Origin of the sequence: Bacteroides sp. RTP31139st1_H2_RTP31139_211217, from assembly GCF_040227615.1 — a bacterium.
GTDB classification, from domain to species: Bacteria; Bacteroidota; Bacteroidia; order Bacteroidales; family Bacteroidaceae; genus Bacteroides; species Bacteroides uniformis.
The window spans coordinates 1-16,030 of sequence record NZ_JBCNZM010000004.1; the positions used below are offsets into that span (position 1 = coordinate 1).

Sequence of the window (16,030 nt, forward strand, 5' to 3'; positions counted from 1 at the left end):
GCTTTTGCCCATTCGGTATCTCTTTTTTGGCAGAAACTGAAATTGATAAAGTATTCTGCTCCGGGTACCTTCGTTGCGGGTATGTCTGGCAGGGTGATGACTTTGCTTGCCTGTGCTTCCAGCTTCAAATCTTCCAGATTGCCTGAGCAGACGGTCCTTCCATCTTCCGTTATTTCGTATCTCCCGTAGAGGTCTTCCATATTGGCATGGAATCGCTTGTTGCTGATTCTATATTTGCCATTCCCTAATGCTTCTATGCGGATGGGTTGATGTATCTTCTTCATTTCATAGGATTTGGCAGATAATGTACGGTCGGAGAAGATGACGCCGTTGGTACAGAAGTTACCGTCGTTGGGCTTGTCACCAAAGTCACCGCCTACGGCCATGTAGAAGCCTTTGCCGTCGGGAGTGGGCATACGCAGGCTTTGGTCCACCCAATCCCAAATGAAACCTCCGATGAGTGCCGGATAGCGTTCGTAGGTTTCCCAGTATTCCTTGAAGTTTCCTATGGAATTTCCCATGGCATGGGCATACTCGCATACTACGTGAGGTTTCACGATCTCGCCCTTTTGTATTTTCTCCAATCGTTCACGGCCTACGTTTTCCAGCCAGTCCACACTTGGGTACATGCAACTGGTCACGTCGCAGAAGGAACTGTTTCCCTCGTAGTGGGTGGGGCGGGTAGTATCCAAACGTTTGATGGCCTTTTCAGCAGTGGAGAAGTTGTTTCCGTTTCCCGATTCGTTGCCCATGGACCACATTACGATGGAAGCGTGGTTACGGAAACGTTTCACTTGGTTCTCGTTGCGCTCGGTGAATGATTTTTCCCACTGTGGCTCGTGTGAGAGACGCATTTCGCCGTGGCACTCTACATTGGCTTCTGCCAATACATAGATGCCATAGCGGTCGCATAGGTCGTAAAAGTAAGGGTTGTTGGGGTAATGGGAGGTACGGACAGCATTTACGTTCAGCGCTTTCATTAGTTGTACGTCCTTTTCCATCTCTTCTTTGGAGACGGTACGGCCATTCAATGGGCTGTGATCGTGGCGGTTGACACCTTTGAAAAGAGTGGGTTTGCCGTTAATCAGCAGTTGTCCGTTTTTGGCAAACTCTATTTCGCGGAAGCCTACCTTTACACTACGTAGGTCTGTCACTTTTCCTTTCTGTTTTAGGGTCAGGGTCAGGTTGTAGAGGCTGGGTGTTTCGGCTGTCCATTTCAGTGGGTTCTTCACATCGAATTCCAGATGGGTACTACCTATTTTTGTGGCGTGGATAGTGCGTGATAGCACTTCCTTTCCTTCTGTGTCGGAGAGCTTCACTATGAGTTCGGCAGAACTTTTCTTACCGGTGATTTCCACGTCCAAAAAAACTGTAGCATTACGATAATCTCCGTCCAAGTCGGTTCGGAAGAAGAAGTCCCTAATTTGCGTGCGTGGTGCTGACCATAGGAATACATCGCGGAAGATACCGCTGAACCGCCAGAAATCTTGACATTCAAGAAAACTTCCATCGGTGAAACGGTACACTTCAACTGCCAATGTGTTTTTTCCTTCTTGTAAATAGGGAGTCAGATTGAACTCGGCAGGTAAGTAGCTGTCTTCTGAATAGCCCACTTTTTTACCGTTCAACCAAAGATAGAAACCTGCTTCCACTCCATTGAAGCGAATAAATACATCTCTGTCCTTCCAAGATGTGGGCAAAGTGAATTCACGTCGGTAACTGCCTACGGGATTGGGCATGTTGGCAAAAGTATAGTCTGCCGGGCGAGGTTGGATGACGTTGGGCCATTGTACTCCTTTACTGTAATCACAGAAAGGGTAAATGGTATTACAATACAAAGGCTTGTCCCAGGGCTTATTATGGCGTACAGCCTCTATCTGCCATGTGGCGGGCACTTTGATGTTATCCCAGCCACTTACGTCGTAGTTGGGCTTGAAGAAATCCTTCGGCCGTTTTTCGGGATCGGCCACCCAATGGAATTTCCATGTACCGTTCAGAGTTTGATAATAGGGGGATTCCTCGATGCTCAGGCGTAGGGCTTGTCCTTCGTCGGCAAAGGGAATAGCGGTTTGGCATGCCGTTTCTTTGTTCACTCCCGAAATGTTCAGGTCATTCCATTCGGGTTGTTCGTGAGTTTGTGCTGTTGCGGTAGCAAGCAGCCCGGTGAATGCGATACTCAAAAAAGAGCTTCTTTTCATAAATACAGATGGTATAAGATGATTAAGTATTAGTGATTTCCTGTCCTTCCTTCACGTTCTTCTTTTGCTGTTCGCAGTATTGACGGGGTGGCATTCCGTAACGTTGTGAAAAAGCTTTATAGAAAGTGCTTCGGTTGGTGAATCCCGTGCGGTCCATCAGCTCTTCGATGGTGAAGTTGCTGGAGACTAACAAGCGTTCCGCCGTGGAGAGGCGGTATTCTTTGATGATGTCGGCAGGCGATTTGTCAGTAAGTGGTTTCAGTTTGCGGTAGAACTGCCGGCTGCTGTAGCCCATTTCCTTACTCAAAAGTTCTACTTGCAGGTCTGGATTGGCTAAGTTCTTTTCAATGACTTCTGTCATTTTCTCTAAGAATTCTTGTTCTTCTTTGTGCAAGCAGCTTCCTTCTTTCCAGGTAAAGGTGCTGAGTGCCGAACTATAATATTCCTTCAGGTTTTCTTCGCGGCGGATGAGATGATAGACCATCTTTTCCAAATATTTCACATTGAAAGGCTTGGTGACATAGGCATCCGCCCCCGATTCCAGTCCTTTTACTTGGTCGTCTTCGTGATGCAGTGCTGAGAGCAGGATTAGGGGAATATGGCTCCACAGCTTGTGTTGCTTGATGGTGGAGGTGAAGGATAACCCATCTATATCGGGCATCATCACGTCTGAGATGATGAGATCTGGCTGTCGTTGCTCCAGGCTGTCTAATGCCTTTTGGGCATTATTGAAAGAGAGTACGTTGTATTTCTCTGTGAATATTTCGGATACGAACCACAGCATGGAAGGGTCATCATCTATCACCATGACCGTCTGCTTGTTTGCGTCGAATTCTTGGGTGTATTTTTCGGGCAATTCTTGCACTTCTTCGGTGGGAATGCTTGGAGAAGCCGCTTCGTATGCAGTTTGCGGTACTTCTTGTCCGTTTGGGGGGAGCGAGGGAAGGCTTACAGTGAAGGTGGTCAGTTCGCCCGGTGTGCTTTCGATGTTTATGTCTCCTTCCAACAGGGTCACCATGTTTTTGCAGATGGCCAACCCCAGTCCGTTTCTTGAGTTTTTGCCGTTCATCTCCACGGAGTCGAGAATCTTATAGCGGTCGAATATCTTTCCGAGATTTTCCGGTGTGATGCCTTTGCCGGTATTGGCTATCTTCAAAATAAGACGTTCGTTTTTCGTGTACAATGTTACGCTGATGTTCCCCTTGTCGGGTGTGTACTTGAAAGCGTTGGATATGAGGTTTCCGGCTATTTTGTTGAAGCAGCTCAGGTCGGTGTTCCATGTCAGTTCGGGGGCTATGTCAAGGCAGTAGTTCATTTCTCTGTTTTCCGCCATGTCACCGAAGGATTCGGCGATGTCCCTTAACTTTTCGGAAACAGGTTGCGGCTGTATGGAGAGCATTTTGTTTTCCGTTTCCAGTCTTCTGAACTCCAGCAATTCCACAATGAGACCATTCAGCTTTTCCACATTTTGCTGAATCATCTTGGCGTAGCGGTGCGTGTAGATATCTGTCTCCTTGTGGGTGAGTATCTTCTCGCACGGTCCCTGAATCAGGGTGAGGGGGGTGCAAAACTCGTGGGTGATGTTGGTGAAGAAGCGTAGTTTTGATTCATAGACTTCCTCTTTTTTCTGTCGTTCCATTTTCTTCATCATGTGCTGCCGCTTCAGGCGGTAGGTATAGAATGCATAGGCGACTATGCCTGTACATAATAGTAACCCTAACAAAAAGTAGCCCACATAGGCCCAGGTACTGAGATACCAGGGAGGAACGATGTAAATGGTGAAGGCTTGCGGATGGCTTTCTTTACCGTTGATGTTGTTGCGGTATTTCACAAACAGAGTATATTCTCCGGGGGAAAGGTTGGAGAAGATGGCATTGGGTGAAACTCCGTTTTCTATCCATTGGTCGCTTGCTTCCTTTAGTTTATAGGAGTAGAAATAGTCGTTTCCGTTAATGTAGTCTGTTATCCGGAAGTTGAGCTGGAAGAAGTTGTGTTTGTAGTCCAGTTGTAGCACGGGCTTCCCGTTTTTGTAATGTAAAAAGTCATGCAGGTTGTATTCCTTACCGAAGATGGAAAGTCCTTTCAGGCTGATTTCGGGCATATAGTCCGTGGTGATGTAAGAATCGGGCTTCACGGTGACGAAGCCGTTTACACCTCCAAAGAAAAGGATTCCCGTAGCATTGTCTTTGTAGAAGGCTCCATCACTAAATTCGGTCACGGCCAGTCCGTTTCCGTTGTTGTAGGTCTGCTTGGTCTGTTCTTGGGGATTGAGTCTCATTAATCCTTGATTGGTACTCACCCAGAGATTGCCTCGGTTGTCCTCCAAGATACCATGTACGGTGCTGTTGGTGTAGAGCTTTGCACTGATGCTGTCTGGGTTTCCGTCTTCGTTTGAGTAGAAGCGGAGAAGCCCTGATCCAGTGCCCAGCCAGTAGCCTTGCTCGTTTTTGTGTATGGCGAACACATCGTTGGCGGTTTGGCTGTTTACCAAGTTGTTGAAGCGGAACTGTGCCATTTCTCCAGTACGTACATCAATGCGGTAGGCTCCGAGCCCTCTGTTCCCGAACCACAGCGTAGAGCTGCTTTCACGGTAGGAGGTGAAAAAATAGTTTGATGCCATATGTCCGTTACTCACCAAAGTCCGTGTAGCATGCTTCACAATAGGATCTTTTCTCTGATTTTCTAGTGTCACCTTTACGATTCCTTCGCCCACGGTGGAAATCCAAAGTGTACTGTCATTGGTTTGATCAATGGAGTGCACATATTTCACTTTGGTTCCATTGGCTTGTACCGCCAGTTCTTTCAATTGGTGGGTAGAGTAGGAATAATAATTGATTCCGTTTTCCGTACCTATCCAAAGTCGGTCTTTTCCACCGGGTGCAAAACAGTAGACGGAGTTGTCGGTCAATGTGCTGTTACCGGTGATGAGACGATCATGTTTTTCGGGTGTATTGTTGACAAGATAATTCGGTATACGCAATATGCCACTGCCTTTGGTTCCTATCCATAAGGTTTGCTGTGGGTCGAGGTAAAGGCTGCGTACCGGGTTGTTCACCTGATATGCGGGAGTGTTGAGCAGGGTGTTGGTCATGGTGAATGTGTCATTGTAAAGCATGTATAACCCTTCTCCGTCGGTAGCTACCCATACGATATCTTGAAATTTGTCTTTCATCAGACAGAAGATGCCCGACTGTATTTCAGTGTATTCTATACGGTATTTAATCTTTTGGTTTGCTTCATATTTCAGTACTATCAAGCCGCTGCTTTTGAAACCGATACAGAAGTCATTTTCTCGTTTGATGATGGAAGATACTTCACCTCGTTTTTCTATTTCGTCTTTCAGGTCGGCAATGTAGTAACACTGTCGGTTGCTGAAACTATATTCGTAGAGGGCATAGGTTTCATCAATGAAGTAGGCTGAATCTTCTCCGATGAAGGCATGCTTCAAGCCGTGATGTCCAAATGGCTTTTCCGGAATCAGTGTCACGCTTTTTCCCGTGTGGTTCAGACGATAGCAACGAGTGTTGTTTCCAGTTGCGAATATCCAAAGCAGGTTGTTGGAATCAATGGTCATGGACAGTACTTTATTAAAATCCATGGAAGAGATGTTTAACTGGAGAAATTTCTGGTTCTCTTGTTGGTAGTGATACAGATTTCCGTCATCTTTCAGCACTAACATGCACTTGTTTTTGCTTCGTGCCAAGAAGATGTTGTCCTTGAATTCGGTAAAGGTCCGGCAGGTCTGTCGGTATGTATCCAATCTGTCTAACCCGTAGTTGGTTTGTAACCACAGTATGCCTGGCTCTGATTCTACGATCTGGCTGATAATGTTGCCTGACAATAGGTTGCGTGACACATCAACGGGCGTATATAGGTGGATATTGTTGCCGTCAAACACGTTCAGTCCGTCGCATGTTCCTATCCATAGTACACCTTGGCTATCTTGGTAAAGGGATTGGATGGCACTATTGGAAAGACCGTTTTTATTGGAGAATTGCCGTAGGCTGTAAGCGTACACAAAATCCGGAAAACAGCATAAGAGGCTGATAAGCAATAAAATCGTATGGCCTTTCCAGTATATGTCTTTCATGTGGCTTGTTGTATTGATTTTAAGTTGCAAAGATATATTTTAAGGTGGAAACAGTCAATATTTGCAATATATTTCTTTAGTTGTAGGCTTACAGTTTGCTTTGTATCTGCTCCGTATCCTTAGAAATGTATTTGTACGGAGCAGATAGGTATGGATATGATTAGCGAATGACCGCAGCGAATCCACCGTTGCGTGCCAAACGGACTGTGATATGGTTGCCTTTCTTCAAGGATTGTTCTTGCTTGCGATAGTCCATGGCTTGGTGGTCAGCGTTGATGCCGTCTTCAAAAGAGGTCATGAGATAATTTTTTCCTTCTTGCAGGAAATCAAGGGAGATGTTAAAGACCCGTTCACGTTCGCGGTTGTTGGTCATGCCTCCTATATACCATTGTTCTCCTTTGCGTTTGGCCACGATGGCATATTCTCCTGCTTTGGCTTCGAGAGCGATGGTTTCGTCCCATGTTTGGGGTACTTGGGTGATGAAACGTGTACACTCGTCGTTGCGATAATAGAGGGTAGGATTGTCTGCCATCATCTGCAGGCCGGTTTCAAAAAGAACAAAGAGTGCCATCTGATAGGCACGTGTGCCGATGCTGGCAGAATTGGGACGTTCGGAATGGTAGACTTCAGGCTGCATGCTAAGCATGGCGCCGGGAGTATAGTCCATGGCTCCTACTGCGTTGCGTATGAAGGGGAAATAGACACTGTTGTCGGGACGGCATCCGCCCATTTGCTCCATACCTCTTACGCCTTCGTAGGAGAGTACGTTTGGGTATTTGTATTCTAATCCGGCAGGTTTGAAAGCACCGTGAAAGTCAACGAAGAGATGGTGTTTGGCGGCTTCATGTGCTACGCGTTCATAGAAGTTTACCATCCATTGGTCGCTACGATCCATGAAATCTATCTTTACGCCTTTCACACCCCACTTTTCGAAAGTTTCGAATAGGTCAAAGTGGTTTTCTACCGTAAGCCAAGTGAGCCATAACACAATGCCTACGTTTTTTTCTTTGCCGTAGCGGATGAGTTCGTGTATGTCTACCGAGGGATTGGGTTTATAGGGGTTGCGGGTGTTCATGGCCCAGCCTTCGTCCATTACTATATATTCTACGCCGTAGTGGGATGCGAAGTCGATGAAGTATTTGTAGGTGTCAAGGTTGCAACCTGCTTTGAAGTCCACGTCGGGGCCGTAGGGTGTGGCTCCGTTCCACCATTCCCAGCTGGCTAGTCCTGGTTTAATCCAAGAGGTGTTTTCTATGACATTCTTTTCAGCGAGGCGATAGGATAGAGTGTTTTCTATAAGTTTGCGGTCATCGTCGGTAATGACGAAGTAACGCCATGGATAACTGCGCTTGCCTGCGGTACGGGCTATGCAGTTGGCTTCTTTCAGAATCTTGAGACTGCGGTCACCGTCTTCTCCGAATTCAAGAGGCAGACGGGGGAAGACGGCGGTAATGCCGCCTTGTCCATCGTTTTTCAGAAACATGGCGGGATAGTCTGTCAGATTGGTTTCACTCATGAGGATTTTGTCACCTTTGGGTGTGCTGGCTAAAAGGGGAAGCAGAGCCATGCGATTGGAGTTTTTCCACTCGCTGCTTGTTTGGTGGCGATATTCTTCTTCATAGGAAGTCTTAAAGCCGTCAGGTTGCTGAAGATGTAGCAGGCAATCATCCACAAAGTTCAGGCGGAGGATTTCATTCATTATTTCTTGCTCGCCTTTCAGGTCAGTAAGGAAGCGGTAGGCGAATCCGTCATCAAAGGCACGGAACTCTACTGAATAGCCTCCTTTAAACTTCAGTAGCAATTGGTTGTAGCGGTTGGTTATAGTAGAGAATTTCAGGGGTACGATGGGAGTCAGTTCCTCGTTTACATTTTGGCGTACTACTTTGTTTAGTTTAGGATGGATGCCCAGCTGGTGGTTGGCAGTTTCCAGACCAATGACACAGTTGTCCATCAGTGTTTGATTTCCTTGGGTTACATCATATTGGATTTGATCGGTCAGCTCCACCGAGATGCGGATGTTTCCGCTGGGTGAGGCCAGTTGATGTACTTTCTGTCCGAAAGCGGTCAGTGAGAGGCAGAGAACTGCCGAGAGTAGGAATTGTTTTTTCATGTTCTTAGCTTTTGGATTTTTACAATATACAAAAGTAGTTTGTATTCTGTAGGAAATGTATGCTATTTATGACATAAATATATAAAATCATGCCACAGACGACTTTTTACATATCTATGTCGCGAATCTGTACAGTATGAGAGTGAAGGATGGGCTATTTTTGTTACCAACATTCCACATGTCAGAAAACTATTGTTGCCGGATGGAGGCTAAAGAGAGAAGGTGAAAGAGCGGTTTGCGGTTAGAGGAGGCAGCACATTTATAACAAAGAATGCGGTGGTTTATATCGAATTGACATTATCTTTTACGAAAAAACAATAATAACAAAACCATGAAAAAGAGACGAATACTGATGGGGAAGACCCATCTGATAGCGGGAGCCGTGATGTTGGCCGTTGCAGGAGGACAATTATCGGCTCAGACCGTTGCACCGAAGAAAGCAAAAGCGTACATGGTGGCAGATGCCCACTTGGACACGCAGTGGAACTGGGACATTCAGACTACTATTAAGGATTATGTTTGGAATACCTTGAATCAGAACCTTTTCCTTTTGAACCAGTACCCCGACTATATCTTTAATTTTGAAGGTGGAGTGAAATATGCTTGGATGAAGGAATATTATCCTCGTGAATACGAACTGATGAAGGCTTTTGTAAAGGCAGGTCGATGGCATGTGAGTGGGGCCAGTTGGGATGCTACCGACACTTTGGTGCCGTCTGTTGAATCGTTTATTCGCAACATTATGCTGGGGCAGGAGTTCTATCGTAAGGAGCTGGGGGTAGAAAGTACCGACATCTTCCTTCCCGATTGCTTCGGATTCGGTTGGACATTGCCTACTGCTGCTGCCCATTGTGGACTGATAGGTTTCTCTTCACAGAAGCTGGATTGGCGTAACAATCCTTTCTACGGTAAGAGCAAGCATCCCTTTACCATCGGACTGTGGAAAGGAGTGGATGGAGCGTCCGTCATGCTGGCTCACGGATATGATTACGGTCGTCGTTGGGATAATGAAGACCTTTCAGAAAATAGATATTTGATGGAACTCTCCAAATGCACTCCCCTGAATACCGTTTACCGCTACTATGGAACAGGTGATGTGGGCGGTTCACCTACCATCGCTTCTGTGGCTTCCGTGGAGAAAGGTATCAAGGGAGACGGTCCGTTGAAGATTATCAGTGCAGCCAGTGACCAGTTGTTCAAGGATTACCAGCCCTATGGCAGCCATCCCGAGCTCCCCGTATTTGACGGTGAATTGCTGATGGACGTTCATGGAACCGGCTGCTACACATCACAGGCTGCTATGAAACTCTATAATCGTCAAAATGAACTTTTGGGTGATGCCGCTGAACGTGCTTCTGTGGCTGCTGCCCTTTTGGGGGTTGCCGAATATCCTGGCAAGAGTCTGACGGAGTCTTGGCAGCGCTTCATATTCCACCAATTCCACGATGATTTGACTGGTACCAGCATTCCCCGTGCCTATGAATTTTCTTGGAACGATGAACTTCTCTCTCTGAAACAGTTCTCCAGTATCCTGACTCATTCTGTGGGAAGTGTGGCAGGCAAGCTTGATACTCGTGTCAAGGGGATTCCCGTAGTGCTCTATAACGCTTCGGGCTTCAAGGCTACAGATGTGGTGACCATCGAAGTGGAGGCTTCTCGTTTTCCCAAAAGTGTGGCTGTATATAACGAACAAGGCAAGTTGGTGGTTTCTCAGTTGGTTTCATATACTGATGGAAAGGTCCGCTTGTTAGTAGAAGCCACTGTACCCGCCAATGGATACGCAGTTTACGATGTCCGCCTCTCCGGCGAAGGAAAAGAGATGTCTGCTGTTGAAGCTGCAAGTGTTGAAAATTCGTTCTACAAACTGACATTGAATGAGAACGGTGACATTACTTCACTGTTCGACAAGAGAATCAACAAGGAATTGGTAAAGGCTGGTAAGGCTATTCGTTTAGCCCTCTTCACTGAAAACAAGTCATTCGAATGGCCGGCATGGGAGATATTGAAAGAGACTGTGGACGCTACTCCTATCTCCATCACCGAGGATGTGAAAGTGACTCTTTGCGAAAACGGTGCATTACGTAAGACTCTCTGCGTGGAGAAACGTCACGATGATTCTTTTTTCCGCCAGTACATCCATTTGTATGAAGGTGTATTGGCCCACCGCATTGACTTTACTAACGAAGTGGACTGGCAGTCTACCAACGCTCTGTTGAAGGCTGAGTTTCCCCTCAATTTGAATAATGAGGTGGCCACTTACGACTTGGGCGTAGGCAGCGTGCAGAGAGGAAACAACATCTTGACCGCTTACGAAGTATATGCTCAATATTGGGCAGATTTAACGGACGCTAACGGTTCTTATGGCGTTTCCATCATGAACGACAGCAAATATGGCTGGGACAAGCCTGATAACAACACCCTGCGTCTCACTTTGCTGCACACTCCGAAGACAAAAAAGAACTATGCTTATCAAGATCGTCAGGACTTCGGTCACCATACCTTTACTTACAGCTTGGTAGGTCATGTGGGCGCTTTGGACGTAGTTCAAACCCGCGAGAATGCTGAGTTGCTGAACCAGCGCATCAAGGCGTTCGTTGTTGGAAAGCATCGCGGCGAATTAGGTAAGAGCTATTCATTGGCTTTTTCCGATAACCGGAATGTACTTATTAAAGCCTTAAAGAAAGCCGAAAGTTCAGATGAATATGTGGTACGCGTGTATGAAGCCGCAGGCAAGCAGGCGCAGAAAGCCTCGATTGTCTTTGCCGACAACCTTGTGGCTGCTGTAGAAGCAGATGGTACGGAAAAGACCATCGGTAAGGCTACATTCAGTGGAAATCGCTTGGAAGTGTCAGTCAATCCAAACAGCATTAAGACCTACAAGGTACGTTTTGCTTCCAATAAAAAGGTGCAGACGGTGGCCGAACCATTGCCCCTTGTTTATGATAAGAAGTGCTTCAGTTGGAACGAGTTCAAGGCTGCTGCCAACTTTGAGTCTGGTTATTCTTATGCTGCTGAATTGATACCTGCCGAGATGAATGTGCATGGAGTGCCTTTCAAATTGGAGACACGTGAAGAGCTGAATGGTATGGCTTGCAAGGGCAATGTACTGAAACTGCCCGCCGACTGTACTTATAACAGACTCTATATCCTTGCTGCTGCCGCTTCTGATAAAGATGTGAAGGGGATATTCCGCGTAGGCAAGTATGTGCAGGAAGTCATTGTTCCTTCTTATACTGGCTTCATCGGTCAGTGGGGGCACACCGGACATACGGAAGGTTATCTGAAAGATGCTGAAGTTGCCTATGTGGGTACGCACCGCCATTCCGGTGAAGGCGATCAGCCGTATGAGTTCACTTACATGTTTAAGTTCGCAATAGACCTGCCAGAAAAGGCTACTGAGGTGGTATTGCCCGATAATAAGGATATTGTTATTTTTGCCGCCACTTTGACTGATGTTGCTGCTACTTCTGTTTGTCCCGCTTCCGAACTGTTCCGTACGGCAAACAAGTGCAATCGCTATCAGACGGAAAGCTCCACAGAGAGAGTGAACATTCTGAAGCAGGACATGGTAATGGGCTATTCAAGCTATGTGAACGAGAAAGAGAAGCCGGCTTTCATGGTAGATGGCGACGAAAACACAAAGTGGTGTGCTATTGCTGAAATGCCCCACTACGTAGACTTTGATTTGGGCGGTGAAAGAAGCATTAATGGCTGGAAGTTACTGAACGCTGCCGGCGAAAACCATTCCTACGTCACTTCCTCCTGCTTTCTGCAAGGTAAGAGCGACAAGAATGGTGAATGGCGCACACTGGACTATGTTTCTGGTAATGGTAAGAATGTACTGAATCGCACGCTAAATAAGTCTGAAAGTGTTCGCTACCTGCGTCTTTTAGTGACACAGCCCATGCAATCGGCTTCTGGTAAAGATGTGCGCATTTATGAAATGGAAGTATACGAATAAACAGTTATTATATTCCCATTTTTCAGATCCTTGTGTCTGTCACCACAGACACAAGGATCTGATGATTCTCAGGTGTAAGTGCTTAATGTGAGTAAGTTAACAACTCTATTGAAGTAAATTTATTGGAAATAACAAATACCTTGAAAAATGAAAATTAAAATATTTGCTGTTGTATGTTTATTAGCTGCTAATCTCTTTACAATATCTGCTCAAAAGTGGTTTACGCCTGAGGCGGAGAAACAAGTGGATGCTCTTTTGAGCCAGGTAGTAGAAGGAAACTACAAGAATAATCGCTATCCTCTACTCCGTAAGCCCTTAATGGAACTTCCTTTAGGCAGTATCAAACCTAAAGGCTGGTTGCACGAAATGCTGGTTCGTCAGAAAAATGGCGCCAGTGGTCAGATGGATGTTCTTTACCCTTCGGTTATGGGCAAACGCAATGGTTGGTTAGGTGGTGATGGAGACCAGTGGGAACGCGGTCCATACTGGATAGACGGTCTACTTCCTTTGGCGTATATACTGGATGATGATGTCTTGAAAGCCAAAGTGCAACCTTGGATAGAATGGGCTTTGCAGAGCCAGCGTGAGGACGGATTCTTCGGTCCTGAAAAAGATTATCCGGGAGAGCCTGGACTGCAACGTGATAACTCGCAAGACTGGTGGCCGCGTATGGTCGTGCTGAAAATCCTACAGCAGTATTATTCGGCAACGAACGATAAGAGAGTCGTCGCTTTTATGACAAAATATTTCCGTTATCAACTGAATACCTTGCCGCAAAAACCTTTAGGACACTGGAGCAGTTGGGCAGAATTCCGTGCTTGTGACAATTTGCAAGCTGTATATTGGCTTTATAATCTTACGGGGGAGGATTTTTTGCTTGAATTGGGGCATTTGCTGCACCGGCAGAGTTTCAGTTTCATAGATATGGTAGATAGGGGAGACTTGCGCAGACCCTGCACTATACACTGTGTTAATTTGGCACAAGGCATCAAAGAACCGATTATTTATTATCAGCAAGATACCGACCGGAAATATATTGATGCTGTCAAGGAAGGCTTTCGAGATATTCGCCGGTTCCACGGACAGCCGCAAGGCATGTATGGAGGCGATGAGGCTTTGCATGGAAACAATCCTACACAAGGCTCGGAGTTGTGTTCGGCCGTAGAGTTGATGTACTCGCTGGAAAAAATGGTGGAGATTACAGGAGACATAGACTTTGCCGACCATTTGGAACGCATTGCTTTTAATGCTTTACCAGCCCAAATATCCGATGACTTTATGACTAAGCAATATTTCCAGCAACCGAATCAGGTGATGGTAACACGCCATCGTCGCAACTTCGACCAGGATCATGAAGGGACAGACCTTGCTTTTGGCACTCTGACCGGATACCCATGTTGTTTTTCGAATATGCACCAAGGTTGGCCAAAATTTACACAGCACCTATGGTATGCCACACCTGATAACGGCATTGCAGCCATTGTCTATTCTCCGTCGGAAGTAACAGCCAATGTGGGTGATAATGTACCGGTGGTTATCAGTGAAGATACTTACTATCCGATGGATCATCAGATAACTTTTACCATTAAAGAGGTGAGGAATAAGGTGAAACAAGTGAAATTTCCATTTCACCTGCGTGTTCCGAAGTGGTGCAAGCAAGCTGAAATACGGGTAAATGGAAAGATGGAGCAAACTGTCAAAGGTGGGAAAATAGCTATCGTAGACCGTATATGGAAGCGGAATGATAAGATTGAACTGTATCTGCCCATGGAGGTCTTTACTAGCACTTGGTATGAAAACGCAGTATCTATTGAAAGAGGTCCGTTGGTATATGCCCTGAAAATGGAAGAAAATTGGGAAAAGAAAGAGTTTAAGGATAGTTGGTATGGTTCTTATTATTATCAGGTGACTTCTTCGGATCCATGGAACTACGGATTGGTGGATTTTGACCGTAACAGAATGAACGAGGTGGCCCAAGTAAGTATCAATAGCCAAAAACAGCAATTGGACTTTCCTTGGAATCAGGAAAATGCACCGGTTGAAATAAAGATGAAGGCTCGTCTTATCCCTACTTGGACAGTATATAATGAAATGGCAGGGCCCCAGCCTTTCTCTTTCTGTGGCAGTGCCGAAGGAGGAGAGCAAGAAATCACGCTGATACCCTACGGTTGTACAACCCTGCGTATTTCAGAATTTCCAGTTGTTGGGAAATGATGTTTCCGAAGTATGGGGGAAACGGTGTGTCTGTTTTGTGACAAACTTGTTTTAGAATTCTGCCATGTCCGGAATGTGGACGGTTATGTCACGGATTTATAGTTGGCTTTTAACCTTACTGTCTATTTTTGCAATCGTTTTTAATAGGGTTTATATATTATATAAAAGAAGACTCCTGCAACGGAGTGAAAAACAAGTCGAACAATTTAATGCCGTAGAAAAAAGATGAAAAATTCCAAGAAAGCACTCCTCTGCCTATTGGCATGCGCCTTGGCAGTAACCGGATGCAAGACACAGAAAGAACCGGCTGTGGCAGACAACGCAATGCTGGTCAGATCTACACAAACACTTGATTCCTTATATGCTCACTATTCCGCACCGGGCACTTGTCTGTTGCGTGAGAATTATCCTTCGGACGTGGAAGGCTATACCGCTACTTATCTGGCTTCCGAGGAACAGAAGAACCGTCCCAATCTTTACTCTTATTTGTGGCCTTATTCCGGTACCTTCTCCGCAGTGAATGCGTTGATGGAGGCCACTAAAGATAACAAGAAAGATTTCGGGAACTATCAGAAGTTGCTTGATGAGAAAGTGCTTCCGGGACTTGCTGAATATTTCGATACTCGTCGTATGCCCAAAGCGTATGCTTCTTACATCAAGGACGCTCCGTTGTCCGACCGCTTTTACGATGACAACGTGTGGCTCGGCATTGACTTCACAGACGTCTATCTGATGACTAGCCAAGAGAACTATCTGCAGAGCGCCAAGCTTATCTGGAAGTTTATAGAAAGCGGTATGGACGATTGTTTGGGAGGAGGTATCTATTGGTGCGAACAGAAGAAGGAATCAAAGAACACTTGTTCCAACGCCCCTGGTTCCGTCTTTGCCCTGAAACTTTTCAAGGCTACGCAAGACAGCTCCTATTTTGAGAAAGGGAAGAGTTTGTACGAGTGGACTAAAGCAACATTGCAGGACACAACAGACTGCCTTTACTTCGACAACATGCGTTTGGACGGTGAGATAGGACGTGCCAAATTTGCCTATAACAGCGGTCAGATGATGCAGTCGGCTGCTTTGCTCTATCAGCTTACCGGTAATGGGCAGTATCTGAAGGATGCGCAAGCGATTGCTGCTGCTTGTCATAATTATTTCTTCATGGAATTCACCCCCGGACAGGGAGAACCGTTTCATATGCTGAAGAAGGGTGATGTGTGGTTCACCGCCGTTATGTTGCGTGGTTTTATGGAACTCTATCAGGTGGACGGTAACAAGGTTTATCTTGATTCCTTTGCCCGCAGTCTGGACTATGCTTGGACGCATGCCCGTGAAGAGAACGGCCTTTTCAATACTGATTTCACCGGCAAGAGCCGCGACAATCGTAAATGGCTGCTGACACAAGCCGCCATGGTAGAGATGTACGCGCGTTTGGCCGTGTTCGCTAATCAGTCTTTATAATT

General features: G+C 46.1%; 6 protein-coding genes. 3 read left to right on the forward strand and 3 right to left on the reverse strand.

Annotated features, from left to right (window positions below; all coding sequences use genetic code 11):
* From ABUA47_RS01195 to ABUA47_RS01205, 3 genes are all read right to left on the reverse strand, one after another.
* Nucleotides 1-2,198 (reverse strand): glycoside hydrolase family 2 TIM barrel-domain containing protein (locus tag ABUA47_RS01195; protein WP_349831385.1); only part of this gene is annotated, 2,198 nt, incomplete at its 3' end.
* A gap of 22 nt (nucleotides 2,199-2,220) precedes the next feature.
* Nucleotides 2,221-6,288, reverse strand: coding sequence for a hybrid sensor histidine kinase/response regulator transcription factor (locus tag ABUA47_RS01200; RefSeq protein ID WP_005833940.1), 4,068 nt, complete (start codon nucleotides 6,286-6,288; stop codon nucleotides 2,221-2,223).
* Between the two features lie 160 nt (nucleotides 6,289-6,448).
* A complete protein-coding gene (locus ABUA47_RS01205) occupies nucleotides 6,449-8,398 on the reverse strand; it encodes a glycoside hydrolase family 97 protein (RefSeq protein WP_005824831.1) in 1,950 nt (649 codons plus the stop codon).
* A 331-nt stretch (nucleotides 8,399-8,729) separates the two neighbouring features.
* Between ABUA47_RS01205 and ABUA47_RS01210 the strand changes: the two genes are divergently transcribed.
* The 3 genes from ABUA47_RS01210 (at nucleotide 8,730) to ABUA47_RS01220 (ending at nucleotide 16,028) form a co-directional block, all read left to right on the forward strand.
* The gene (locus tag ABUA47_RS01210; RefSeq protein WP_035447502.1) at nucleotides 8,730-12,359 is read left to right on the forward strand and encodes a glycoside hydrolase family 38 C-terminal domain-containing protein; all 3,630 of its coding nucleotides are present in this window, start codon (nucleotides 8,730-8,732) and stop codon (nucleotides 12,357-12,359) included.
* Between the two features lie 147 nt (nucleotides 12,360-12,506).
* Complete coding sequence (locus ABUA47_RS01215) at nucleotides 12,507-14,573, forward strand: beta-L-arabinofuranosidase domain-containing protein (RefSeq protein WP_005824835.1); 2,067 nt, start codon at nucleotides 12,507-12,509, stop codon at nucleotides 14,571-14,573.
* 225 nt (nucleotides 14,574-14,798) lie between these two features.
* Nucleotides 14,799-16,028, forward strand: a complete 1,230-nt coding sequence (locus tag ABUA47_RS01220; protein WP_034529194.1) for a glycoside hydrolase family 76 protein — start codon at nucleotides 14,799-14,801, stop codon at nucleotides 16,026-16,028.
* The last annotated feature ends 2 nt before the right edge of the window (nucleotides 16,029-16,030 follow it).

Coding starts and splice junctions, on each gene's coding strand:
- ABUA47_RS01200 (WP_005833940.1), bottom strand. CDS start 6,288: ATGAAAGACATATACTGGAAAGGCCATACGATTTTATTGCTTATCAGC.
- ABUA47_RS01205 (WP_005824831.1), bottom strand. CDS start 8,398: ATGAAAAAACAATTCCTACTCTCGGCAGTTCTCTGCCTCTCACTGACC.
- ABUA47_RS01210 (WP_035447502.1), top strand. CDS start 8,730: ATGAAAAAGAGACGAATACTGATGGGGAAGACCCATCTGATAGCGGGA.
- ABUA47_RS01215 (WP_005824835.1), top strand. CDS start 12,507: ATGAAAATTAAAATATTTGCTGTTGTATGTTTATTAGCTGCTAATCTC.
- ABUA47_RS01220 (WP_034529194.1), top strand. CDS start 14,799: ATGAAAAATTCCAAGAAAGCACTCCTCTGCCTATTGGCATGCGCCTTG.